Here is a 22,710-nt window from a genome sequence, read left to right as displayed (position 1 = left end):
ATGTTTATTAACAAAGCACAAGTCAAGCGACAATGCAGGATTGAATTAGACGATAACAGTGAAGATGTGCTGCTTGATAGTTATATCGCCGCCGTAGAGCAAAAAACCATCGCACATCTTAACCGTAATCTATACAAAGAATCCGTGCCTAAAACTGACCCTAACGGCCTGGTTATCAATGCGGCGATTATTCAGGGCATGTTGCTATTGGTGACGAGTTTATATGAGCAGCGCAGTGCAGTAGCCGATCTTGAGCAATTGTCTACGTTTCCTGTCTTTAGGTTTCTGGTGGATGACTATAGGCTGAGTGGGCTATGAAACCGTATTATAGTAGAGCTTATTCTCGTTTCCCAGAACCAGGGGAGTTAAATAAGCGCGTTTTATTTTATACGCGACAGGATGAACCGATAGGCGGTAGCGGGATACAGGCAGCAAATCAAGACGAGCATACCGTCTGGGGAAAATTGATCCCTGTGAGTGACACACTTCGCATCCATTCTTTTCAAATCAACAAAACCGTCACGCATAAAATCATTGTGAGATACAGACAATCGCTTTACTCAAGTGATCAAGCACTGATTAACGGTGTCGTCTACATCATACGGGGCGTTACTGATATCAACAGTGCGGGTCGTTTTCTGTCTTTTTCCTGTGAAGAAATGAGCAGTCAACCAGAAAGAGGAAATGATTTTGGATAATCTCCATATTGATTTTCATCAACCCAAAGAATTTGTCTTTAATCGCGCAAGGATTCGTCGTGCTTTTGTGAAAGTCGGTCAAATGCATCTGAAAGCAGTACGTCGTCGACTGATGAAGCGGGGTGGCCGTTCACGACCCGGTGAAACCCCACGATGGCAAACCGGACGATTAGCCCGATCTATCGGTTACTACGTCCCTCGCGCTTCCTCACGGCGACCCGGGTTAATGGTTAAGATCGCCCCCAATCAGAAACGCGGTGTCGGCAGTAAACCGATTGAAGGCGATTTTTATCCTATTTTTCTGCATTACGGGGTACGTAGCGCTTCTCGCGGCATGTCTAAACAGCACAAACGACAAAACGTCACCACCAACGCGGTGGTTGGCGTATTGAGAAACGTCAAAATTACATGGTCGCCACGTTAACGCGGCTGAAAAGTTGGACGAGCTACACGCTAAAGAAAGCACTGCGTCAATCACTGCGGGCAGAGCGAAGGAAAGGAAAAAATCATGAAACTTAGTCCAATTATTGCGGCATTACGAACCTTCTGCCCCCGTTTTGAAAACAGAGTGGGCAGTGTCTCTCAATATGAGGATTTACCCGATTGCGGAAAGCTGACTTTACCCGCGGCTTACGTTATTCCGGGAGAAGATGTTGTCGGTGAACAACGGTCACAAACGGATTATTGGCAATCATTAACCGAAAGTTTTTATGTCGTGGTGATTTTAAATAATGCACGTAATCAAAAGGGACAATACCCCTCTGTCGACACATTAAATGAAGTCAGGTCTGAAATCTGGCGGGCATTACTCGGTTGGCAGCCAGATCCGGGTTGTGGTGCGATTAATTATGCGGGTGCAGAGGAAGCGGATTCAAACCGCGCCGAATATCACTACCTGTTTAAATTTAATACTGAAACAGAAATCAACGCCGAAGATACTCGCCACTATGCTGACCTGAACAATTTACCCGATTTGCATACCGTTGCTATTGATCTAAACGGACAATCAAGCAGCGTAAACTCGCATTTGGAGATGAATATAAAATGATGGGTACACAACCAGAAATTGTTTTTATAAAACCCAAGCACGGGCGAAAAGCGCCTATTCCGCAATATATGCGCGATACCAAAGAGTATTTTGGTGACTATCTTCCCGAAGAAGGTTTGCATGTGCAAAAAACGCTTTTTTGGATCAAAAGAAAACAGGACGATGATATTGAAGAAGTGATTGAATCCGACAATCCCCCTCTTACGATCGATCAAGAGACGACTGATACCGCAAAAACAAAACTAAAAAAAGCGAAAGAGGAGACTCAGGAATGACCATTAGCTTTAATACCGTGAATGCTAATCTTCGTGTGCCTGGGTTTTATCCAGAAATGGATAACAGTGCCGCTAACACGATGCAAGTCAGTGGCCCTGCACTGTTGATTGGTCATGCACTCCCTGACGCACAAATGACCTTGAACTCACCGATGATTATGCCCTCGGCAGAAATGATGCAACAATTAGCCGGTCGGGGCAGCCAGTTGCACCGCATGGTGCAAGCGTATCGCCGGATTGATGCTGTCGGTGAACTGTTTGTCATTGCCGTACTGAAACGGCTGGCACTGACGCAACAGGCGAGATTGCCATTAGCGGCACAGCAACCGATTCCAGCGTCGTCACACTGTATATCGGCAATCAGCGTATTTTAGCTGCCGTCAAGAAATCGGATACCGCGAATACGGTTGCAGTCGCCCTTGGCAAAGCCATTAATGATAACCAGGACTTGCCCGTCACCGCGACGATTGTGGCTGAGAAAATTACCTTGACGGCAAAACATAAAGGGTTAACCGGCAACGATATTCCGTTGATGATGAACTATTATTCGCTAACCGGCGGTGAAAGCACACCACCTGGCCTGAATATCACTATTACGCCAATGCGTGGTGGCACTGGCTCCCCTGATATGGATAGCGTTATCAGTGCGATGGGTGACTTATTATTCGATTTCATTGGCCTGCCTTTCTCCGATGCTGCCCCCCTACAAAAGATGAGTGCGGAGATGAACGACACGAATGGACGCTGGAGTCCTTATCAGCAGTTATACGGCCATGTTTATACCGCCAAAAAAAGGACAGTCGGCGAACTGGTCGCTTTTGGCGACACGTTCAATGATCCGCATCTCAGCATCGCCGGATACGAACCCGCAATCCAAACCGCGCTTGATGAACTAGTAGCGGCACGACTGGCACGTTGTGCGATATTTTTGCGCAATGATCCGGCGAGACCGACCCACACTGGCGAGTTAAACGGGGTATTACCCGCACCGTCGGGCAAGCGCTTCACCTTGACAGAGCAGCAATCCCTCCTCTCACACGGTATCGCCACCGTCAATGTAGAAAGCGGTGTATTACGCATTCAGCGCGATGTGACGACCTACCAGAAAAACAGTTACGGGGTGGCCGATAATAGCTATCTGGATAGTGAAACACTCTATACCAGCGCTTACCTTTTGCGTCGATTGAAATCGGTGATCACCAGCAAGTACGGGCGGCAAAAACTGGCCGGTGACGGTACCCGATTCGGGGCAGGTCAAGCGATTGTTACGCCAGCGGTGATCAAGGGTGAACTCTGTGCTGTTTATCGTCAGCTGGAAAAAGAAGGTATTGTCGAAAATCTCGATGCCTTTAGTAAAAATCTGATAGTAGAACGAAATACAAAAGATCCAAATCGAATTGATGTGGTCTTTCCTGCGGATTATATCAATCAACTGCGGGTATTTGCGTTGGCGAATCAATTCAGGCTGCAATATAACAATGGCGAGGTGGTGTAATGGTGGGTAAAAGAAAAATAGGTGGGACCTGCTATTTTAAGGTGGATGGTCAACAATTCTCACTGAATGGCAGTGTGCAAGTGCCGATGAATACGGTTATCCGGGAAGACCTGGTGGGTATTGATGGCAGTGCGCATTACAAGGAAACGCATCGTGCGCCTTATATCAAGGCAGAATTTAAAGTTGAGCGAAGTTTCCCCATCCAAAAACTGACCACAGCAGATGAAATGACCATTACTGCTGAATTAGCTAACGGTATGGTCTATATGTTGTCTGGCGCGTGGCTATCCGGCGAATCTTCACATAATGCTGACGAAAGCACGGTCGAGATGGAATTTCACGGAGACGAAGGATTTTATCAATGAAATCAATAGCACTTAGTAAGCCGATTCAGGTACACAATAACAAAGTCACCGTCCTGGAAATTCAGGAACCCACGTTTGATCAGGTTGAAAAATACGGCATTCCTTTTAGTTACTCTGAACGAGGCGATATGCGGCTGGATACGCGTTCAGCACTGTCTTATCTTCCTGAACTGACGGGGATACCCCGTTCCTCCGCACAACAGCTAGCGCTACATGATGTGTTTGTCGCCTCGATGATCATCGTGGGTTTTTTTACCGGTGCCCAGAACCTGGCAGTCTCAGACGACGATTCTATAACGTTGCCTGGTTCTGGCGACTAAATCCCCTTGAATTACGCCAGCATCCGCTAAGCCAGTTCTTTGATCTGGAAGCGGAGGCTGTTCGCATCAACGAGGAGCAGCACGGTGGCTAACAGTATTGAGTTAAAAGCAATTATCACTGCCGTTGATAAACTCTCCGCCCCGCTAAAGGGGATGCGGAGTGAAATGAAGACCTTCAAAAAAGAGTTTAGCGCGAGAATGGCAGGCGCGGCGGCATTAGGGGCGGGGATTGTTACCGCAATGGCTGGCCCTATCAAGCAGGCGATAGACTTTGAGTCGATGATGGCCGATGTCCGTAAGGTGGTTGATTTTGATACGCCTGAGCAGTTTAAACAGATGTCGGAAGATATTCTTAAGCTATCGACAGAATTGCCGATGGCCGCAGACGGTATTGGACAGATTGTGGCCGCAGGCGGTCAGGCTGGAATAGCAAAAGAAGAACTGATGTCTTTTGCGGAATCAGCCGTAAAAATGGGTGTTGCTTTTGACCAGACGGCTGAGCAATCCGGGCAGATGATGGCACAGTGGCGGACTGCATTTCGGTTGACGCAAAATGATGTCGTCTCGCTTGCCGATAAAATAAACTACCTTGGCAATAACGGGCCAGCTAATGCCGCCAAAATCTCTGAAATTGTGACCCGTATTGGCCCGCTGGGTGAAGTGGCGGGTCTTGCCTCCGGTGAGATTGCCGCACTTGGCGCGACCATTGCTGGGATGGGGGTTGAGTCAGACGTGGCGGCAACCGGCATTAAAAACTTTATGCTAGCGTTAACAAAAGGGAAATCAGCGACAAAATCGCAAAAAATAGCGCTACACACCTTAAAAATCAGCCCCAAAAAACTGGCAGCACAGATGCAGAAAGACGCGAAATGGGCAATGTTGATGGTGCTGAAAGCCATTGAAAAAGTCCCTAAAAAAGATCAGGCCGCATTATTAAATGATTTGTTTGGTTCTGAATCCCTTGGGGCAATTGCGCCGCTGCTCACCAACCTTGAATTACTGGAAGTTAACCTGGATAGAGTCGCCGATAAACAAAAGTATGGCGGTTCTATGCAAAAGGAATATGCTACTCGTGCAGCCACTACCGCAAATGCAATACAACTGTTTAAAAATCAGATGCATATTGCAAGTGTCAGCATCGGGTCAATTTTTTTACCCACTATTGTCGAAATGACAAAGAAAGTTCAACCATTGATTGAGCAATTTCGCCACTGGGTAAAAACCAATCCAGAACTGATTAAATCCTTCGCCAAGTGGGGTCTTTATCTGTTGGGAACAGCGACAGTAGTCGGTGTTGTCACCCGTGCTTTCAGGGTTTTTAACAGTGTGATGAAAATGTCGACGCTAGGTAAGTTGGTCACCTTAATGGTAATAAGCGGTGGACTTATCGTCGAAAACTGGGAAACGATCAGCCCGATTGTTAAATCGGTCTGGCGTGATATTGATGGCGTTATTCAGGCAATAGGCGGTTGGGAAACCGTACTTGCAGGCATTCTCGTTTTTGTTGCGACAAAATGGTCGGTCGATATGGTGAAATCGATTCGGAATGTCACTCGTGAGATGAAAACATTAGCCAAAAATAGTCCATCGGGTATCAAAGGTTTACTCGGAAAAGCGGGGATTATTGGTGCGGTTGCGATGGACGTTGAACCGATTGTCGACAAGGGTCTTAATGCAGTATTTGGGGGGAATGAATGGTTTCAAAACCTCCGGACAGCGCGGGATTGGGGCGAGTTTGGCAGTTCAATCATAGGCAATAGTCACCTGGTTAAAGATGACACGGGGCAGTGGCAATTTAAGGAAGACTCAAAAAATACCCTGGATTCATTCAGCAAAACTGAGCCACGAGACGGTGAAGTCAGGCTTATCTTTGAAAATACCCCGCCAGGTATGCGTGTCGCCCCGGTTGGCAATGCCCTACCCTGGCTGAGTTACGATGTCGGCTATAACCGATTTTCCAAACAGTGAGTAAAACAAAGGAGAAGTCATATGAGTTTTTTAACAATAGACATTGATAATTACGATAATGGAAACGCCTACGAACCAACGAAAACGATAGGGATTAATTTTGAGGCTATAGGAACAATACAGAAAGTAATCAGCTTAGATGTTCCTCAAATATTAATCTTTACTGAAAGAAAGTCCTTTAAAACCATCAGGGAGCGTGATGATTATTTTGATTACCTTGCCAATAAATTAGAAGCCATCGATTTATCGCCCAAGTAAACGAAAAGAGGTAGGCTACCATGGAATTTTTTAGATTAAAATGCCCTAAAGACAATAAAATTGAAGATGTGATTGTCAGATTGGCTAAAATGCCTTGTATAGACAAAAACTATCCAAACAAATTAAATCCCAACAATCCTTGCGAGATTTCATTAAACATTAGAGGTGAATTTTATCGATTCCCATTTAATAATAAAGCCGATGCGGATAATTATTTTAATTATGTGATGGAAAAACTTCGCGCCGTTGAACTAAAACATAAGCCTTGGTAAAGAAATGACTTTTATTATTAAAATTAAATTTATTTAAGTTTCGAGGTTTAGATGACGGTATGGAAAGATAAACTACGACCAGCATCTTTTCGCGGTGTGCCGTTTCAGGTGGAAGACGATGAAGGCACATTGGGGCGGCGGGTACAGGTTCACGAATACCCCAATCGGGATAAGCCGTATACTGAAGATCTTGGGCGTGCAACCCGACGCTTTAGCATCAGCGCGTATCTGGTCGGTGATGATTTTTTCGAGGCCAGAGATCGGCTGATAGTGGCTATTGATACGCCGGGGCCGGGGACACTGGTTCATCCCTACTACGGCGAAATCGCCGTTTGTATTGACGGTGAAGTGAGAGTGAGCCACAGTGGACGAGAAGGCCGCATGTGCCGCGTCAGTTTTAGTGTGGTAGAAGCTGGCGAATTGTCTTTCCCTACTGCGGGTATCGCCACGAGTCATACACTGATTTCTTCCAGTTCTGCGCTTAATGATCGTATTGGGGCTGTTTTTGCTGATCTGGGGTTGAAAGGTTTGGCAGATTTTACTCAGGATGGCGTGTTGAATCAGGCTAAATCCATGATCAGCCATATCACCAAAGCCTTTGACACTATCGATAGCGGCATTACGGCCGCGTCAAGGCTACTGCATGGCGATATTTCAGTGATCTTAAAGCCCGGCTCATCCGGTAAAAACCTGGTCGAAGCGATACAACGTATGTGGCGTTCGGGCAGACGTACTGTACAAGATGTCTCTATGCTGGCGCAGAAAATCAAGACACTATCGGGGATCACGCTAGGGCATGATTTAGCCCCGCGTGGAGTCTGGAAAAGCGATAGACCAAGTGTACAGGCTGAACGTAGGCACAGTAATCGTATTGCGGCTTTGTTGCGTACGACGGCGATCCATGAGGCAACCTGGCGACTAACACAATTGCCACCGCCACGTACTGCCATGTTACCGGTTAATCAACGTGGAAAACGTCAGATACACGTCAATCTATCCCACCCCGCCTTACATGCTGTTTCATCTACGACAGATAGCACAACTGAAAGGATAGCGGTAGTCACATGGGATTCCTTGATTGCTTTGAGAGAAACATTGAATCAAGCCATCGAGCACGAACAAACATTAACGCTAGATGATGCGCTGTTTCTTGACTTGCAGCAGTTAAAAACCGATGTCAACCGAGATATTGCAACACGACTGGCACAAGTTGAAAAAACGGTTACCCGAACACCAGAAACGGTGCTACCCGCCCTAGTTCTGGCGGCCAACTGGTATGACAATGCCGCACGAGAAACCGATATCACCAGCCGAAATGCCGTTAATCATCCTGGCTTTATGCCGGTTAAACCCTTGAGAGTACCTGCAAGATGAGTGATTACGTGATATTGCGTGTCAACGGGCGCGAATGGGGCGGCTGGACGCGCGTCCAAATTTCGGCTGGCATAGAACGACTCTCACGCGATTTCAATGTGGAAATTACCCGTCAGTGGCCCGGTGAATCGGGAAGTGTACCGTTACAGCCCAGAATTAAAAAAGGTGAACTTGTCGGAGTCCTGATGGGTCAGGATAAAGTCTTAACCGGCTGGATTGAAGCAACCCCGATACGCTATGACGCTAAGCGTATCCAGGTTGGCATTAGTAGCCGGAGTAAGACAGCCGATTTGATTGCGCCGCCAACTCGACTGTATTTACGGGGAAAACGCTTTATCAAATAGCGTCAGAACTGACAAAACCCTTTGGTATTAAGGTCATTAGCCAAAAAGCCCCCCAAACGTTGCTACAGGTTTTTCAGGCTGATTATGGGGAAACACTAAACAAAGCGCTAGGAAGCCAACAGGCGCTCGCCTGGGATGATGAAGACGGCAATCTATTGATTGGCACGGTCGGCAATGATCGTGCAACAACGGCGCTTGTCTGGGGAGAAAATATTCTCACCTGTGATACGGAACAGAGTATCCGTGAACGTTTTTCTGAATATCAAGTGGCGGGTCAACGATCGGGTGATGATGACGATTTCGGGGAAGCGACATTAACCGCCATTCGTGCTAAAGCCAAAGACAGCCAGATAACGCGCTATCGTCCGCAGTACATTCAACAATCCGGTAATGCAACCGGGGCCAGCTGTAAAGCACGTAGCGAATTTGAAGCCAAACAGCGGGCAGCCAGAACGGAAGAAACCACTTATACGGTACAAGGCTGGCGGCAAGGTGACGGCAGTTTGTGGAAACCTAACCAACGCGTGATTGTCTTTGATCCGGTGTTGGGTTTTAACAACCGTGAACTGGTTATCAGTGAGGTGGTGTATACACAGGACGAAGGCGGTACGTTATGTGAATTGCGAGTCGGGCCAGAAGCGGCCTATATCCCACCGCTTGAGGAATTAAAAGCTCCAAATGAAGAGGATTGATGAAAATTTCTCTTTACCGCTTACTTAACGTAATATTTGCACAATGATAAATTATCTCAATCTTTCACTTGATAATTTATATACATTGTTACGTTCCCTCTTTCCAACAGCGATAACGGAAATAATTAGCTTGTCATTTATTACTTGATATACAAGACGAAAGCTAGATGCGCGGAGTTTTATTTTATAACAATCGGGTAGGCCACAAAGTTTTGCCGATGGAATGTGAGGATTTTCACAACATTTTTTTAGTTTTTTAGCAAATTGTTGCTGGATGGTTTTATCCAGTCGCTCTCACTCTTTAAATGCATCATGTTTGAATCTTACTTTGTATCTCATAGATATTTATCCAAATCGACATCTATAAAATCTTGGTTTTCTCGCTCTTTTACTAATTTTATAAGTTCCTGATCATCTAGTGCGTCTAGCATGCGTTCATAAACTCATCAGACGGCGCAAAAAGCGAAGGAATATATCGCTCAGGCGCTCAAGGTGGATGACGGAGGACGGGGTGGCGCTTCGTGTTGATATTGAGGTAGTGCGCTCAGGCATCGATAGATTAACGGCAACTGTTACCCTGACTTTACCTGACCATAACATAAAAGCAATGACCATCAACAATTTGTGGAGCGTAATTCATGCAAAATAGCGGTTTTTCGCGCCCGACATGCGCCGTCTTGATGCTGAGGTGTACGCCAGAGTACAGGCCGCCGCAATTCATACCCTGTACGGCTATATCGATTATCTGGCACGTAATATTTTACCCGATTTAGCAGATGAAGACTGGTTGACCCGACACGGTAATATCAAGCGTTGTCCACGCAAGGGGGCGACCAAAGCGAACGGCTTTGTTCGTTGGGAAGGTGTACAAAATGGCATATCAATACCTTCTGACACTGAAATACACCGTGATGATGGGCAAGTCTACACCACAACTACCCAGAAAACATCAGAAAATGGTGTACTTCACGTCCCAGTCGTTGCAAAAAGCAGCGGTCAGGCGGGCAATTGTGAGGATGGTATCGCGTTACGACTTGCTACGCCTATTTCAGGTTTATCTTCGACAGGCTATGCCGATAGCATCAGGACGGGAACGGATATTGAAGACCTGGATAGCTGGCGACAACGCATCATGGCCCGCTGGTACGATACGCCTCAAGGCGGTGCGGATAGTGATTATGTTCGCTGGGCGAAAGAAGTCTTGGGAATAAGCCGAGCATGGACACATCGACACAAGAACGGTATCGGCACAGTTGGGGTCATGGTTGCTAGTGATGATATAGACCATCCTGCCCCCACACAGGAAATATTAACCAAAGTAAGAGAGCACATCTTACTCCTTGCCCCCGTTGCCGGAAGTGGCTTAACGGTTTTTGCGGTAACAGAAAAAATAGTCCTCCTCTCTCTTGCCTTATCGACGGACACATCCGAAATTCGAGCGGCTGTCATCGCAGAAATCAAAGCCTTTTTGCAGCGAGAAGGGGAACCGGATAGCAAGCTTTTTCTCTCAAGACTCGCTGAAGCCATCAGTCTTGCGGCAGGTGAAGTCGCTCATCGCCTGATTGCGCCAACGGCAGATATTGAATTGACCAATACGGAAGTGCCGGTATTGGGTGAGGTAACGTGGGCAAAATATAAGGAGTGAGCATCATGACAAATCTGGACGACGAATATACGCAATTGTTGAGAACGTTATTACCGCCTGGCCCCGCATGGGATGAAGAAGAACCGCTCATTAAAGGGCTAGCCCCTTCACTGGCACAAGCCCATCAACATGCTGATAGCCTGATGATTGAAATTAACCCGGCCCAATCGGTTGAATTAATTAACCGCTACGAAAAATTATGCGGGCTGCCGGATAAATGCCTAGCTAATAGAGCGCAAACGCTAGAAGAAAGGCAACAAGTGCTTGATGCCAAGGTGAATACAGTAGGCGGTATTAATGAGGCTTTTTTCAAAAAGCAGTTGGAAATATTGGGGTATCCAACAGCAACAATAGAACAATTTCAACATCTTGATAGTACACTGGATCCGGCTTGGGGGGACAAGTGGCGCTACTACTGGCGAGTAAATATTCTTGCTGAAGCTAATGTACGCTGGATTAGCTGTACCAGTTCTTGCAATGAGTCAATTCGGACGTGGGGCGATAACGCCGTGGAATGCGTTATTGAACGCCAATGTCCTTCGCATACCCAAGTACTTTTTGCCTACATAAAAGGAGAAAATGATGCATCGCATTGATACCCCCTCCGCACAAAAAGATAAATTCGGTCAGGGGAAAAACGGGTTCACCAACGGCGATCCCACTACCGGCACACCGTCAACAAAATTGAATAGTGATATTTATGATGCACTACAGGAAGAAGTTTGTACTGTGGTTGAGCGTTCAGGTATCCGATTAGATAAAAGCCAGCATGACCAGCTTTATCAGGCGGTGAAAAAATTGTCTGAGGCAGAAGCGAATAAAGCAAAAAACGCGCTGATTGATGGCTCGCCAATAGATTTAAACACGTTAAACAAGCTCTCAAAAGCATTGGGCAATGACCCGAAATTTGCCGAAACGGTGACACAGCAACTCAGTCAAAAGTTAGCCAAAAGTGAAAATGGCGCAGGCATCCCGGACAAGAATTTTTTATTAAAAACATTGGTTTGTTGGAATTCATGCTTCCTGTAGGAATAGTGACGTGGTTTGCTCAACACAAAAATCCCAATACCTTGTTTAAAGGTACTACGTGGAAATATATTGGTGAAAACAAAACCATCAGACTAGGTAAACAAGACGGTAGTGATATACTGAATACCGGTGGCACAGACAATCTCTCGCTGAGCGTCGATAATCTTCCTGAGCATGCTCACGACTTTTCAGCCAGGACAGATACCTTTGATTACGGCCATAAAGGTTCCAATAATGCGGGTGGTCACTCGCATCAATACAACGCTGTTTTTCGTTATAATGATGTTAGTGATGATGGAGGTGGACACGCTTTATATGGGGTCAGAAGCGAAAATACCAGTCATTCAGGTGACCATAGTCACATAACGTACATTGGGTCTCACAGTCACGGTGTATCTGGTACAACAAAGAATACCGGAAGGGGAGTTCCGATTAATATTGTTAATAGTTTTATCAAACTCATGGCTTGGTACAGAGTATCGTGACCCAGTGAAAATTGAAGCCGTTGTTCTGGCGATTGGTTTATGAAGGAAGAGCTGGTCAGTTGATATCCGGCGCTTTGCTGATATCAACACGGTTAAGCAGCACGCGGTAGGTTTTCCACGCGACAAGCTGCGCCGTTTCTGCCTCCGTGGCCATATCGAGGTCTGCTGCATCCTGTAGCGGGTATATCACTCGGGTGGCTTCATCCATCCGCTGCCGCTTCATCCATCCGGCTTCATTCTTTTGCGCGGGACCGGATTTATTCCGGGTCATATGACGATTAATTTCCTCTTCGGTCATGGCAATCATGTCTGGCTTAATATACTTATCCTGTGAACCATCAGATTCAAAGGCAAAAACCTCAGCACCACGCTGATAATATTTCATTATTGTAGCTCCCAGATACTACCGATATTACTTATCATATACGTTGCCCCTTCCGGAACCATTAACGTCACGGCAGCCGTTATTCCCCCATTAACTACATAAAATTCCTGTATCTTCTTCCCGTTAACATATCCCGTTATGCTGTGTTTGTCCGGTAAATACTGCCTGGCTGACACCACAATGAGCCTACCGGTAGAGTTGGTATACGTTGCTCCCGAAACGCGGCTCGCGGTCATATCCTGCCAAGTCTGGCCTGACCCTACATAGCGCCCATCGGATTCCGCTTTGGTATATGCCTGACCTGCCGGGGTGAAACTGCCTTTTGGCTGGAAAGTATTTCTCAGGTAAGTGGCCAGCCACTGATTTCCCCACATACTGCCGTAGATATTGCCGTCAGAGGCCATCCTTGCGGCTCCGGCATACACGGAAGCAGGAGCACGAAAACTACCCTCTTTATGGAAAATATACTCGCCGCCGCCATCAATACCGTTATTGATGTGTATTCCATCACCGCCCTTATCTTTGTAGAGACTCATGCGAGTTCCACCATCCTGATTATGAAAACTCAGATGCTTGCGGTTATCCCCCTTCAGTGAGATGTTGGCACCCTGTGAAATAATGTTGCCATTGACCGTTCCGCCAGTGCGTCTATCCAGTGCATTTTTTGCACAATTTACCGTTTCTGTTAAACCAAGGTTTTATAAAATCGAGAAATTAGCTAAAATTTAGACAATAACGAGCGATTATAAGGCTTACAGAGGGGTAGAAAAGGTCAAAAATGGCAAAAATAGGCTATATGCGGGTGTCAAAAAATGACCAAAACACCGATTTACAGCGAAAATCGTTGATTTGCGCAAATTGTGAGCAGATTTTTGAAGATAGAATCAGCGGAAAAGTCGACCAGAGACCCGGATTAAAGCGCGCATTAAATTGCTTAAAAGCGGGCGATACATTGGTGGTTTGGAAACTCGACAGGTTGGGGCGCAGCATAAAGCATTTAATCGGCTTAATCTCTGAACTAGAAGATAAAGGGATTCACTTTCATAGTTTGACTGATTCTATCGACACCTCTTCATCCGCAGGACGTTTTTTCTTTCATGTGATGAGCGCTTTAGCACAAATGGAACGGGAACTCATTGTTGAACGTACTAAAGCGGGTTTAGCAGTCGCAAGAAGCAGAGCAGAGGGCGTATCGGCGGTAGACCTTGCTCATTATCTTCTGCACAGCAACAGCAGGCTAAAAAATTACTTGAGTCAGGCAATAGTAGAAAACAGCTGGCATTACTGTATGGCGTTTCATTGGCTAGCATCTACAAGTATTTTCCAGTTAATCGTGCCGCTAAAACGGTCGAAAATACGTCTGATGAAAAATAAAAGTGTAATTTTGTTGCACTGATGGAAATAAAAGTAGCTTGTCATTTATACTCAACGTACTTCAAGATGCATCTACCTACCCAGCAGAAGGCAGTCATCCAGCTTTTTGAGATTGTCTTTATGTGATATTGAGCATCGGTAAGTAATGACGTCAGGGCCTTTGCTTTAGCTTCGTGAACATTGGGTGCTACAAATAGGTCAAAAGCGTGTAGCTCAGCAAGAGTTGAAGGTTTGTAAGCACCAACATTCACAAAAAACAATTTATTTTTTCCTGTGGCTGGCACATCAGACAGCATAACCGTATACCCATCGGTCCAAGTAATACGAGAATATCCATCAATGTGTACTTTGTCCACATCACCAAACCAAGCTTCTCTAAGAGAAGGCCAAGCATCTTTCGGTTTTTGGGCTGCTACAAACTGGATATCATGAACTTCAATGTTGGCCTTACCAGCATTGCCACCTAAGTAAAACATATACAAATACACCTGCCTTTCCCCTTGAATTGATGCCTGATAAGTGGACCTAGAAAATTCTCTGCAACTCTGTCATGCCAATCAGTATGCTTATCTAAATATTTTTATTGATTAATATGACACTTGGCAGTGTGCCTGTATTGCGGATGACTTACTTAGACTACTTATCAACAAATTTAAGTCATGACAGTGCGTTGAGTATAATTCCTTTGCACTGACGGAAAAAAGTAACCCACCATTTATTGCACTTTTTAGCTTCAAATATAGCACATCGGATTATGCACAGCATATTGAATAGCTAGAACTACCGCTCAAAAGAGATTAGGGCTATGAGTATATCAAGTTAAATACATTGGTCACGACAGACTAACTCTCCTTCATTGCGTCATCACAAACCCCATCCCTACGATTCACCGACTGCTCACTGTTATGACGAATAGTGAAGCAGCTTAAAAAGAGGTTTATAAAAATGATAAACTATTATATCGGACTTAAAGAAATGTGTCAATTAACCGGTAAGAGTCACCCTACACTTTGGAGAATGTGGGCAAAAAAGAAAGACTTTCCTGCTCCACAGAAAAGTAGAAGCGGTACATTCCTAGGCTGGCCTGAAAGAGATTATGAAGAATGGGTGGAAGCTCAAAGAGTTAACAACACCCGTTAAAGCACCTATTATTTTAAATTTTGAGAGGGAAATTCACCTAACCAATTGATTTTAAATGGTACGCCCTATAGGATTCGAACCTATGACCTACGGCTTAGAAGGCCGTTGCTCTATCCAACTGAGCTAAGGGCGCATAGCAAGATGCGGCTGTATCGTTTGACGACAGTGGGCTGGATTATACCCACACGTCTTGATGAGTCAACGCATTGCGCCCGGAATTGTGTTATCCGGTGAATCGCTGTACAGTTTTGCGCGATATCTGTTAACTCTCTTCCCCTTCCTCATCCTTGCGTATAATGGCAATCTATTGTGTATTAAGCACATGCTGGTCTAACAATTGCCAAGAGAAGAGTCCCATTGATGCAACGAAACCTTTTGATGCGAGTGCCTCAGCAAGTCGTGCAAACATGGCTGCCCGTCATTTTGCCGCATTATTTACCCTGTTCTGTCTCCCGCTACCAGCTACTGCCGCTGAGAGCACCACACCTGCGGATGTGGCTGCCGCCGCAAAAATCAATGTAGACAGCGAAGTTGCTAAACTGCAAAAGCAGTTGGATGGCATCAAGCAGCAGGTCTCCAACGCCGCCAGTGACAGCAAATACGGTGAATTGAACGACGCGGTACAGCAGTTAATTGGCAGCGTTAATGATCTGGCAACGGCGTTGGCACCGCTTCAGGCTCAGCTTCAGGCGCAAGTCGATGTGCTGGGACCCGCGCCGGAGCAGGGGGCAGCAATAACGGAAACCAGCGAGGTGACACGCAAACGTGCCAGTTTGAATGCGCAAAAAACCAAGCTGGATGCGCAGCTGGAACAGATTCAGGCGATTCGTACCGGAGCCATCAACCTCTCAGCACAGATCGTCACGCTGCGCCGTAATGCGCTAAAAACCCAGTTGGTGCTCAATTCGGGAAGCATTCTGGGGGCGCGTTTCTGGTCCCCGTTGTTGGCGTCTCAGGCCGAAGATGAAAAGCGGCTGTCGCAGTTTCAGGAACAGCTCAGTGACACGTTCATTGCAACCTGGGAACCGGACTGGCGTTACGGAACGCTGTTTTATCTGTTGCTGGCGGTGGCGTTAGCCACGGCGGGCCAGCGGCTGCTGGAGAAATATCTGGCGCGTGCCGGGATCCGCTGGCTGCCTGAGGGGCGCTTGCGCCGCAGTTTTCTTGCATCAGCGACGGTGCTCTCTTCGGTCACCACTATCGGGCTTGCCGCAAATCTGATTGACTATACGCTGGCGCGACCCGGTGATATGCCTGCCGCCATCGGTAATTTTCTGGATAATCTGGTGCGGTTGGCGGTGTTTAGCGCCATGATCGCCGGATTGGGGCGGGCGTTTCTTTCTAACCATCGTCCTTCCTGGCGCTTGCCTGCCATTGCTAACCCGGTCGCCAAAGCGATGGATCCGTTCCCGATTATTGCCGCCAGCCTGATGTTTGTGTTTGGCATGCTCGAGCAGCTCAACACCACCGTGGGCACCTCCGTCGCAGTCACTATCGTAGGTAACGGGTTGTCGGCCTTGGTACTGGCGCTAACGGTCGGGGCCATTGCGCTGCGCAGCAATCAGGTGCGGCGACAAATGGTAGAAGCCGGTGAACAACCGGAGGCGCGTTCCACGCTGTCAGGGCTGGTTCATTTGGCCACGTTGCTGACGGCTATTGCCGTGCTGATTTCGCTGGCAATTGGCTATATCTCACTGGCGCGTTTCTTGATTTATGAGCTGATTTGGATAGGAATGGTGCTTTCCTGCCTGTATCTGCTGATAACATTGGTGACGGATCTCAGCGAAAGTATTTTTTCACCCAATACCGCCAGTGGGCGTCGTATAAAACGCTCTCTCAATCTTGATGACCGCCATTTGGCACAGGCCACGTCTCTGATGTCGGTGTGCGGGAAAGTCTTCCTGATCCTGATGGGGGCAGTGGCGTTATTAAATGGTACTTTTGGTACCACAACGCCGTTGGAGCTGTTGCAGAAATCGGTGGAGATTTGGGGCGGAAAAGGGCTGGAGTCGTTAAGCATTGTTCCGGCAAATCTGGTGAACGCCGCCGTCTGTCTGGTGATTGGCATCTACGTTCTGCGCTCATCCCGGCGTTGGTTAGAAGATGATTTTCTACCGGAGACTACGCTGGAAAAAGGCATTCGCGCCTCACTGGTTACCCTGTTTACCAATATCGGTTACATCCTGCTCATTCTGTTGACGCTGGCGGCATTAGGTATCCAGTGGAACAAGCTGGCATGGATTGTCAGCGCGCTGTCGGTAGGGATCGGTTTTGGTCTGCAAGAGATTGTCAAAAACTTTATCTCGGGGCTGATTCTGCTGACGGAACGACCGGTAAAAGTGGGGGATTTGGTTAACATCAGTGGCGTAGAAGGGGATATCCGGCGCATCAATGTGCGCGCTACGGAAATTCAACTCGGCGATCGCTCCACGGTGATTGTGCCGAATTCACAGTTCATCTCGCAAAATGTGCGCAACATTACCATGGGTAATGCAATGGGGGTGGCAACGCTGGCATTAACGTTCCCGTTGGATACCGATCCTGAAACTATTCGGGAGATCCTGCTTGGGGCTTACGGCGATCATGAATCTATTTTAGAAACGCCCGCGCCTTCGGTAACGTTTAGCCAGCTTACACCGACGGGGATGGTGCTGAGTGTGACCGGCTATGTCCCCAGCCCCCGCATGGTTGCAGGGGCAAAAAGCGACTTGTTGTTTGAGATAATCAAGCGCCTGCGCGCTGCCAGCGTTCCGTTGGCATCCCCGCAGAAGATGGTGTTAGAAAACGCCTCGGACAATACCTTGCTGCCGGAATAACAAAAACGCCCATCGCGGAAACCCGCAATGGGCGTTTTGTGCAGTAGCCTGAAGCAAGCCGCAATAACGCTGTTATTCGCCCTGTGCTTTTACCCGCGCAATATAGATTTCACGCAGTCGTTTGGCGATGGGGCCGGGTTTGCCGGTACCGATGGTTTTGCCATCCAGTGAAATTACCGGCAGTACAAAGGTGGTCGCCGAGCTGAGGAAGATCTCGCTGGCGTGGTATGCCTCTTCCGGCGTAAACGGACGTTCTTCCAGTGCGATATTGTCCTTGGCGGCGAGTTCAAGAAGTGACTGACGGGTAATGCCGTGCAAAATGTCATTGTTCAGTTGGCGTGTCACCACGGTGTTATCGGCCAGCACGATATAGCAGTTACAGGAACTGCCTTCGGTGATAAATCCGTTTTCCACCAGAAATGCGTCATCAGCGCCTTTGCTATGGGCCATTTCCTTTGCCAGACAAGCTGCCAGCAGGCTGACGGTCTTGATGTCGCGGCGATGCCAGCGAATATCCGGGCAGGTTACCACGTGCAGGCCCGTTTCCGCTTTCGGGTTATCGATAACCGAACGCGCCTGAGTAAACAGCACCAGCGTGGATTTCACTTCCGCGCCGGGAAAATGAAAATCACGATCGCCTGCGTTGCCGCGGCTAAGTTGCAAATAGATGGCCCCTTCGTGGAGCTGGTTTTTTTCGATCAGCGCCAGATGGATCTTTTTCAGTTCATCAATCGATACTGGCAGTTGCAGTGCGAGTTCACGGCAGGAACGCTGCAAGCGCGTGATGTGGCCGTCATATTCAGCCAGCTTCCCATTGATGACAGCAGTTACTTCATAGACGGCGTCGGCGAACAAAAAACCGCGGTCAAAAACGGAAACCTTGGCGTCCTGCTCTTCTACATACTGACCGTCAACATACACAATACGTGGCATTACAACACTCCTAAAGAAGGTAAATGATCTGGCATCCCATCAGGGGCCAGATCACGCGCGAATCAGCACTAGCCCCACAATGCGGCTGACGGCGGGTTGATGATGCTGCCTTGGTATTCCAGCCCGGCATCGCGATCGCGTTGCAGCAACAGCGGACCATCCAGATCGACAACATCAGCCCCCTGCGCCACGATAAACGCAGGTGCCATCGCCAACGACGTACTGACCATGCAGCCTACCATAATTTTTAACCCGTGCTTGACTGCTTCATCACGCAGACGCAGCGCTTCGGTCAGGCCGCCGGTTTTGTCCAGTTTGATGTTAATCATGTCGTAACGCCCCACCAGCACGGCCAGTGAATGACTATCGTGACACGATTCATCCGCACAAATCGGGATGGGTCTGGGTAGCGATGCCAGCGCTTCATCTTTTCCGGCGGGCATCGGCTGCTCAATCATGGTAACGCCAAGGTTGACCATTTCCGGCACCAGACGGGTGTAAAGCGCTTCATCCCACCCTTCGTTAGCATCCACTATCAGGCGTGCGGAAGGTGCACCCTCGCGCACGGCGGCAACGCGCTCCAGATCGTGCTGATCGGCCAGCTTCAGCAAGGGGCGGTGTGCCTGCTTCTCCGCTGCCTGGCGCATCCAACGACAGGGTATAGGCGGTTTCCAGCGTGTGAGGCGTTGGCAAATTAAGCCGCTGCCAGATACGCTGGCGATAGAGCTTGCACTCCAAATCCCACAGGGCGCAGTCGAGAGCGTTGCGTGCCGCTCCCGCAGGCAAGCGGGATTGCAGTGTGAGCCTGTCCAGTCCATTGCGCAGGTCGCTCTCAAGCGAAGCGATCTGCTCCGAGACGCTTTCGACCGATTCACCATAACGGGCGTACGGTAGGCACTCGCCGTGACCGGTGATATCGCCCGCCCTGAGTGCGGCGACAACCACATCGGCCTGTCGTTTGCTGCCGCGTGAAATGGTGAAGACTTCACGCAGCGGCCAGCTTTCGCGGGATAACGTAAGTTCTGTCATAGGCTGGCCAGTTGCTCAACAATACGGCCCACGCCGTGACGAACCGGATCGACCGCTGGCAGGCCGAATTCTGCTTCGATGGTTGCCAGCAGGGAGAGGGCTGCATCTTCATCCAGCGCCGAGGTATTTACCGAGATCCCGACGAAGCGTGCATTGGGGTTAGTCAACCGTGCCATCGACAGATTGAGTGCCATGCAGGCCGCCAGATCGGGAATCGGGTAGTCAACGCCGCGCATGGTTTTGCGTGTAGGTTCATGGCACAGTACCAGAGCGTCCGGTTGTGCACCGTGAATAATCCCTGTGGTCACGCCCGCAAACGAAGGATGGAACAGTGAGCCCTGGCCTTCAATCACGTCCCAGTGATCCGCATCATTGGCCGGAGCCAACACCTCAACGGCACCTGCGATAAAGTCAGAAACCACGGCATCAATACTGACGCCCGCGCCGCTGATCAAAATACCGGTCTGGCCGGTTGCGCGGAAGGTCGCCTTGCCACTGCGCGCCAGAATCTCTTTTTCGATGGCCAATGCAGTGTACATTTTGCCGCAGGAGCAATCCGTGCCCACGGGTAGCAGGCGTTTGCCGCTGCGTTTGCGGCCATTTGCCACCGGATAGGTTTCAGTGGGGTGGCGCACATCAAACAGTGAACGACCCAGCTTGGCCGCCAGTTCACGCAATTCCGGCACGTCAGCCAGCCTGTTGTGCAACCCGGCCGCGAGGTCCATACCGCTTTCCAACGCTTCACGCAGAATGGCAATCCACTGTTGAGAGATAATGCCGCCACGGTTGGCCACACCAATCACCAACGTTTGTGCCCCGGCGGCGCGTGCTGCCGCGATGTCCAGATCGGGCAGTCCGCAATCCGCATGGCAGTCCGCCATACGATATTGACCCACACAATATTCTGGGTGCCACTGCTTGATGCCGATAGCGACCTTGGCGGCTAACTGATCGTGCGCATCACCAAGGAAAAGCAAATAGGGCTTTTTGATATCCATTATTTTTCCTCATTAAATTTTGACGTAATAAATGATAAATCGCTATCAGGCGCGTCAATGATTGTTATCTTGATAACAGCCGATTACCTTTGATGATATTCACAGGCTTTTTGTTGTCAATATAGCGACGTTTTTAGAATAAAATATTTAACTGAATGGGTTGTTTGGCGATTGATTTGAGTGATTGCTTTATTGTTTGGTGTTTTTGTCTGTGTTGTGCGTAATTTTGTTATTTCCTCGGTTTTTTATAAAAAAGCATGCCCATACCGTTTTCTTATTTTTTATTTAATTATTTTTTAAGGTTTTTTGTTTATTGGTTTCTGCATCATTTTGGCGCGATGCAATAAAATTGGGCCCACTAATAATGCACTGGGTAATTATTTTTCAATGGCTCATTGAGTAACATTCACTTTACTAATCTCCGCGTGTTGAAAACAAGAAAAAGTAATGAAACGGAGACGCTGTAGTTTGAAATAATATGCTGCGCGATAACCTGTCATCGCAAATGTCAGCATAAAGCTCCGCGATAGTTCGTTAGCGCCATTTATCGATTTCATCAGGAAATATTTCAGGTAACGCGCGCCGTATGACATCGCCGGGCGCTATTCAGCGCCCGCTTCTTTAATATCACCGCCTGGCCAGTCAGAAAGTGCATCCAGAATAAAAATCTCGCCGTCAGCATTGAATAACGTGATGTCTTGCTGGATCTGCTCGATAACCAACCCTTCCATTGGGCTCTCACCTTCCTGATAACGCACACCGTTAAGCGTAACGCTGCGTCGGGACGGATCTGAGGTGAACACATGAGCACTGTAAACTAGCGGCGGCACCTGACCGTTTTCCACTTTAGCCGGTTTGGGCGTTCTTGCTAGAGAGGGAGTAGGAGCCGGTTCTGGTACCGGGAGTGCGGGCTCGGCCTGGACCGGTTGCGGTGTGTTTTCGTTATGCACGTTTTCTAGCGGTTTTTGTGGTGTAGCGGCGTGCGCTGCAACGGTCGCAGGCCTTTCCATCCATCGCTGATGAGCGAACCAACCCAGTGACAATAACAAGAGCGCATAGGTTGCCAGCAGATACCCCGGCATAGCATAAGTCGTTGTCAAAGACATACGTGGTGAAATGCGGGGACTGGATATCGGTTCCACGAGGGGTTTCCTTAATGACATTCAATAGGTGCGACTGCGTGCCAGAAGTGCAACGAGAGTGGCTGCATCGCCAGCTTGCACGGCAGGAGCGTCTTGATAGTTTCTTTACATGCCCGATTTTATGGCAAATGAACAGCGCTAAATGCTTTTACCTGGTCGTTCTGTGACGGAAATTTGATTTCATGAAAAAGTCATAATTTGCCTCTGCACTACTAATGAAACCTTGAACTTAGTCTCAAAAAAGGCGCAGATATGCTTTAATGACTTCTATAATAAAATTGTGTTTTATTAATAAAGATATATAGTTTCTTTTGTGAGAATAACAACATGGCGGTCAATCAATGATGTGAAAAATTTGCATGTAAAAATGTAAGTGATTTTTACGTTGAATAAAACTTAACAACTATAAGCCATGCTTGCCCTTGGTCAGGGTCTTTTTTATCTAAATAATCAAAATATATCAAAGGATTTAAAGAATAACTTTTTTATGCGGTGAAAAAAAGCCGCAGGGCATTATGTTGCCTTTTTTTGTCACAATACTGAGGGATAAAACTTTATGTTAGTCAAAAATAGTCGGCGTTTCCGTTATAGCGTTCTCTGTGTTGCATTGTTTTCTTTATTTTTG

General features: G+C 47.8%; 21 protein-coding genes, 1 tRNA gene and 8 pseudogenes. 20 read left to right on the top strand and 10 right to left on the bottom strand.

Annotated features, from left to right (window positions below):
• The 13 genes and pseudogenes from ACMZI0_RS10365 to ACMZI0_RS10305 all read left to right on the top strand — a co-directional run bounded on the left by ACMZI0_RS10365 (position 1) and on the right by ACMZI0_RS10305 (position 9,109).
• Positions 1–318 carry a head-tail connector protein gene (locus ACMZI0_RS10365; protein WP_415672872.1) on the top strand — a complete coding sequence of 106 codons (318 nt, stop codon included), beginning with the start codon at positions 1–3 and terminating at the stop codon, positions 316–318.
• Positions 315–698 carry a phage head closure protein gene (locus ACMZI0_RS10360; RefSeq protein ID WP_415672871.1) on the top strand — a complete coding sequence of 128 codons (384 nt, stop codon included), beginning with the start codon at positions 315–317 and terminating at the stop codon, positions 696–698. Before ACMZI0_RS10365 ends, ACMZI0_RS10360 begins: the two co-directional genes overlap by 4 nt.
• Positions 685–1,217, top strand: a pseudogene (locus tag ACMZI0_RS10355) (hypothetical protein). Before ACMZI0_RS10360 ends, ACMZI0_RS10355 begins: the two are co-directional and overlap by 14 nt.
• Complete coding sequence (locus ACMZI0_RS10350; RefSeq protein WP_415672870.1) at positions 1,207–1,746, top strand: hypothetical protein; 540 nt, start codon at positions 1,207–1,209, stop codon at positions 1,744–1,746. Before ACMZI0_RS10355 ends, ACMZI0_RS10350 begins: the two are co-directional and overlap by 11 nt.
• Positions 1,743–2,021, top strand: a complete 279-nt coding sequence (locus tag ACMZI0_RS10345; RefSeq protein ID WP_415672869.1) for a DUF2635 domain-containing protein — start codon at positions 1,743–1,745, stop codon at positions 2,019–2,021. The genes ACMZI0_RS10350 and ACMZI0_RS10345 overlap by 4 nt, the downstream gene beginning before the upstream one ends.
• A pseudogene (locus ACMZI0_RS10340) lies at positions 2,018–3,516 on the top strand (phage tail sheath subtilisin-like domain-containing protein). Before ACMZI0_RS10345 ends, ACMZI0_RS10340 begins: the two are co-directional and overlap by 4 nt.
• On the top strand, positions 3,516–3,881 hold the full coding sequence (locus tag ACMZI0_RS10335; RefSeq protein WP_415672868.1) for a phage tail tube protein: 366 nt from the start codon (positions 3,516–3,518) through the stop codon (positions 3,879–3,881). Before ACMZI0_RS10340 ends, ACMZI0_RS10335 begins: the two are co-directional and overlap by 1 nt.
• A complete protein-coding gene (locus tag ACMZI0_RS10330) occupies positions 3,878–4,201 on the top strand; it encodes a phage tail assembly protein (RefSeq protein ID WP_037388042.1) in 324 nt (107 codons plus the stop codon). Before ACMZI0_RS10335 ends, ACMZI0_RS10330 begins: the two co-directional genes overlap by 4 nt.
• 84 nt (positions 4,202–4,285) lie before the next feature.
• A complete protein-coding gene (locus ACMZI0_RS10325; RefSeq protein ID WP_415672867.1) occupies positions 4,286–6,169 on the top strand; it encodes a phage tail tape measure protein in 1,884 nt (627 codons plus the stop codon).
• A 21-nt stretch (positions 6,170–6,190) separates the two neighbouring features.
• Positions 6,191–6,427 (top strand): hypothetical protein, encoded by a 237-nt coding sequence (locus tag ACMZI0_RS10320; protein WP_415672866.1) that lies wholly within the window; start codon positions 6,191–6,193, stop codon positions 6,425–6,427.
• A 20-nt stretch (positions 6,428–6,447) separates the two neighbouring features.
• A complete protein-coding gene (locus ACMZI0_RS10315) occupies positions 6,448–6,699 on the top strand; it encodes a hypothetical protein (RefSeq protein ID WP_415672865.1) in 252 nt (83 codons plus the stop codon).
• A gap of 51 nt (positions 6,700–6,750) precedes the next feature.
• A complete protein-coding gene (locus ACMZI0_RS10310; RefSeq protein ID WP_415672864.1) occupies positions 6,751–8,073 on the top strand; it encodes a DNA circularization protein in 1,323 nt (440 codons plus the stop codon).
• Positions 8,070–9,109 (top strand): annotated as a pseudogene (locus ACMZI0_RS10305) (phage baseplate assembly protein). Before ACMZI0_RS10310 ends, ACMZI0_RS10305 begins: the two are co-directional and overlap by 4 nt.
• A gap of 51 nt (positions 9,110–9,160) precedes the next feature.
• On the opposite strand, the gene ACMZI0_RS10300 reads toward ACMZI0_RS10305, so the two are convergent.
• Positions 9,161–9,397, bottom strand: coding sequence for a type II toxin-antitoxin system RelE family toxin (locus ACMZI0_RS10300; protein ID WP_415672971.1), 237 nt, complete (start codon positions 9,395–9,397; stop codon positions 9,161–9,163).
• Positions 9,398–9,444: 47 nt separating this feature from the next.
• A pseudogene (locus tag ACMZI0_RS10295) lies at positions 9,445–9,552 on the bottom strand (antitoxin); the annotation flags it as partial.
• Positions 9,553–9,776: 224 nt separating this feature from the next.
• Here ACMZI0_RS10295 and ACMZI0_RS10290 point away from each other — a divergent pair.
• The 4 genes and pseudogenes from ACMZI0_RS10290 (at position 9,777) to ACMZI0_RS10275 (ending at position 12,268) form a co-directional block, all read left to right on the top strand.
• Positions 9,777–10,754, top strand: a complete 978-nt coding sequence (locus tag ACMZI0_RS10290) for a baseplate J/gp47 family protein (RefSeq protein WP_415672863.1) — start codon at positions 9,777–9,779, stop codon at positions 10,752–10,754.
• Between the two features lie 5 nt (positions 10,755–10,759).
• The gene (locus ACMZI0_RS10285; protein ID WP_415672862.1) at positions 10,760–11,350 is read left to right on the top strand and encodes a YmfQ family protein; all 591 of its coding nucleotides are present in this window, start codon (positions 10,760–10,762) and stop codon (positions 11,348–11,350) included.
• Positions 11,337–11,544, top strand: a pseudogene (locus ACMZI0_RS10280) (phage tail protein); the annotation flags it as partial. The gene ACMZI0_RS10285 and the pseudogene ACMZI0_RS10280, both read left to right, overlap by 14 nt.
• A gap of 244 nt (positions 11,545–11,788) precedes the next feature.
• Positions 11,789–12,268, top strand: a complete 480-nt coding sequence (locus ACMZI0_RS10275; protein ID WP_415672861.1) for a phage baseplate protein — start codon at positions 11,789–11,791, stop codon at positions 12,266–12,268.
• Positions 12,269–12,323: 55 nt separating this feature from the next.
• Here the strand turns inward: ACMZI0_RS10275 and ACMZI0_RS10270 are convergent, their stop codons facing one another.
• Positions 12,324–12,539 (bottom strand): tail fiber assembly protein, encoded by a 216-nt coding sequence (locus ACMZI0_RS10270; protein ID WP_415672970.1) that lies wholly within the window; start codon positions 12,537–12,539, stop codon positions 12,324–12,326.
• 113 nt (positions 12,540–12,652) lie between these two features.
• Positions 12,653–13,189: a hypothetical protein gene (locus ACMZI0_RS10265; RefSeq protein WP_415672860.1), complete on the bottom strand. Its 537-nt coding sequence runs from the start codon at positions 13,187–13,189 to the stop codon at positions 12,653–12,655.
• Positions 13,190–13,431: 242 nt separating this feature from the next.
• Here ACMZI0_RS10265 and ACMZI0_RS10260 point away from each other — a divergent pair.
• Positions 13,432–14,027, top strand: a pseudogene (locus tag ACMZI0_RS10260) (recombinase family protein).
• A gap of 72 nt (positions 14,028–14,099) precedes the next feature.
• Here ACMZI0_RS10260 and ACMZI0_RS10255 read toward each other — a convergent pair.
• Positions 14,100–14,515: pseudogene (locus tag ACMZI0_RS10255) on the bottom strand (DUF1543 domain-containing protein).
• A 457-nt stretch (positions 14,516–14,972) separates the two neighbouring features.
• On the opposite strand from ACMZI0_RS10255, the gene ACMZI0_RS10250 reads away from it, so the two are divergent.
• The gene (locus ACMZI0_RS10250; RefSeq protein ID WP_415672969.1) at positions 14,973–15,167 is read left to right on the top strand and encodes a helix-turn-helix transcriptional regulator; all 195 of its coding nucleotides are present in this window, start codon (positions 14,973–14,975) and stop codon (positions 15,165–15,167) included.
• A gap of 56 nt (positions 15,168–15,223) precedes the next feature.
• Here the strand turns inward: ACMZI0_RS10250 and ACMZI0_RS10245 are convergent.
• A tRNA-Arg gene (locus ACMZI0_RS10245) sits at positions 15,224–15,300 on the bottom strand.
• A 274-nt stretch (positions 15,301–15,574) separates the two neighbouring features.
• On the opposite strand from ACMZI0_RS10245, the gene ACMZI0_RS10240 reads away from it, so the two are divergent.
• Complete coding sequence (locus ACMZI0_RS10240; protein WP_415672859.1) at positions 15,575–17,983, top strand: DUF3772 domain-containing protein; 2,409 nt, start codon at positions 15,575–15,577, stop codon at positions 17,981–17,983.
• Positions 17,984–18,055: 72 nt separating this feature from the next.
• Here ACMZI0_RS10240 and ACMZI0_RS10235 read toward each other — a convergent pair whose 3' ends face one another.
• The 4 genes and pseudogenes from ACMZI0_RS10235 to gspB all read right to left on the bottom strand — a co-directional run bounded on the left by ACMZI0_RS10235 (position 18,056) and on the right by gspB (position 22,049).
• Positions 18,056–18,916 (bottom strand): D-amino-acid transaminase, encoded by an 861-nt coding sequence (locus ACMZI0_RS10235; RefSeq protein WP_415672858.1) that lies wholly within the window; start codon positions 18,914–18,916, stop codon positions 18,056–18,058.
• 68 nt (positions 18,917–18,984) lie between these two features.
• Positions 18,985–19,945, bottom strand: a pseudogene (dgcA, locus tag ACMZI0_RS10230) (N-acetyl-D-Glu racemase DgcA).
• Positions 19,942–20,943, bottom strand: coding sequence for an N-acetyltransferase DgcN (gene dgcN / locus ACMZI0_RS10225; RefSeq protein WP_415672857.1), 1,002 nt, complete (start codon positions 20,941–20,943; stop codon positions 19,942–19,944). Before dgcN ends, dgcA begins: the two are co-directional and overlap by 4 nt.
• A 602-nt stretch (positions 20,944–21,545) precedes the next feature.
• Positions 21,546–22,049, bottom strand: a complete 504-nt coding sequence (gspB, locus tag ACMZI0_RS10220; protein WP_415672856.1) for a type II secretion system assembly factor GspB — start codon at positions 22,047–22,049, stop codon at positions 21,546–21,548.
• Positions 22,050–22,710 lie beyond the last annotated feature (661 nt).

It is taken from the genome of Symbiopectobacterium sp., from assembly GCF_047692315.1.
Lineage (GTDB): Bacteria > Pseudomonadota > Gammaproteobacteria > Enterobacterales > Enterobacteriaceae > Symbiopectobacterium.
Note: the sequence above shows the minus strand (reverse complement) of the source record. Positions and strands in the feature narration are given on the sequence as shown.

What these genes read in the sequence shown, in the direction of transcription:
- ACMZI0_RS10365 (WP_415672872.1), top strand. Translation starts at nt 1, where the DNA reads ATGTTTATTAACAAAGCACAAGTCAAGCGACAATGCAGGATTGAATTA.
- ACMZI0_RS10360 (WP_415672871.1), top strand. Translation starts at nt 315, where the DNA reads ATGAAACCGTATTATAGTAGAGCTTATTCTCGTTTCCCAGAACCAGGG.
- ACMZI0_RS10350 (WP_415672870.1), top strand. Translation starts at nt 1,207, where the DNA reads ATGAAACTTAGTCCAATTATTGCGGCATTACGAACCTTCTGCCCCCGT.
- ACMZI0_RS10345 (WP_415672869.1), top strand. Translation starts at nt 1,743, where the DNA reads ATGATGGGTACACAACCAGAAATTGTTTTTATAAAACCCAAGCACGGG.
- ACMZI0_RS10335 (WP_415672868.1), top strand. Translation starts at nt 3,516, where the DNA reads ATGGTGGGTAAAAGAAAAATAGGTGGGACCTGCTATTTTAAGGTGGAT.
- ACMZI0_RS10330 (WP_037388042.1), top strand. Translation starts at nt 3,878, where the DNA reads ATGAAATCAATAGCACTTAGTAAGCCGATTCAGGTACACAATAACAAA.
- ACMZI0_RS10320 (WP_415672866.1), top strand. Translation starts at nt 6,191, where the DNA reads ATGAGTTTTTTAACAATAGACATTGATAATTACGATAATGGAAACGCC.
- ACMZI0_RS10315 (WP_415672865.1), top strand. Translation starts at nt 6,448, where the DNA reads ATGGAATTTTTTAGATTAAAATGCCCTAAAGACAATAAAATTGAAGAT.
- ACMZI0_RS10310 (WP_415672864.1), top strand. Translation starts at nt 6,751, where the DNA reads ATGACGGTATGGAAAGATAAACTACGACCAGCATCTTTTCGCGGTGTG.
- ACMZI0_RS10290 (WP_415672863.1), top strand. Translation starts at nt 9,777, where the DNA reads ATGCGCCGTCTTGATGCTGAGGTGTACGCCAGAGTACAGGCCGCCGCA.
- ACMZI0_RS10285 (WP_415672862.1), top strand. Translation starts at nt 10,760, where the DNA reads ATGACAAATCTGGACGACGAATATACGCAATTGTTGAGAACGTTATTA.
- ACMZI0_RS10270 (WP_415672970.1), bottom strand. Translation starts at nt 12,539, where the DNA reads ATGACCCGGAATAAATCCGGTCCCGCGCAAAAGAATGAAGCCGGATGG.
- ACMZI0_RS10265 (WP_415672860.1), bottom strand. Translation starts at nt 13,189, where the DNA reads ATGAGTCTCTACAAAGATAAGGGCGGTGATGGAATACACATCAATAAC.
- ACMZI0_RS10250 (WP_415672969.1), top strand. Translation starts at nt 14,973, where the DNA reads ATGATAAACTATTATATCGGACTTAAAGAAATGTGTCAATTAACCGGT.
- ACMZI0_RS10240 (WP_415672859.1), top strand. Translation starts at nt 15,575, where the DNA reads ATGGCTGCCCGTCATTTTGCCGCATTATTTACCCTGTTCTGTCTCCCG.
- ACMZI0_RS10235 (WP_415672858.1), bottom strand. Translation starts at nt 18,916, where the DNA reads ATGCCACGTATTGTGTATGTTGACGGTCAGTATGTAGAAGAGCAGGAC.
- dgcN (WP_415672857.1), bottom strand. Translation starts at nt 20,943, where the DNA reads ATGGATATCAAAAAGCCCTATTTGCTTTTCCTTGGTGATGCGCACGAT.
- gspB (WP_415672856.1), bottom strand. Translation starts at nt 22,049, where the DNA reads ATGTCTTTGACAACGACTTATGCTATGCCGGGGTATCTGCTGGCAACC.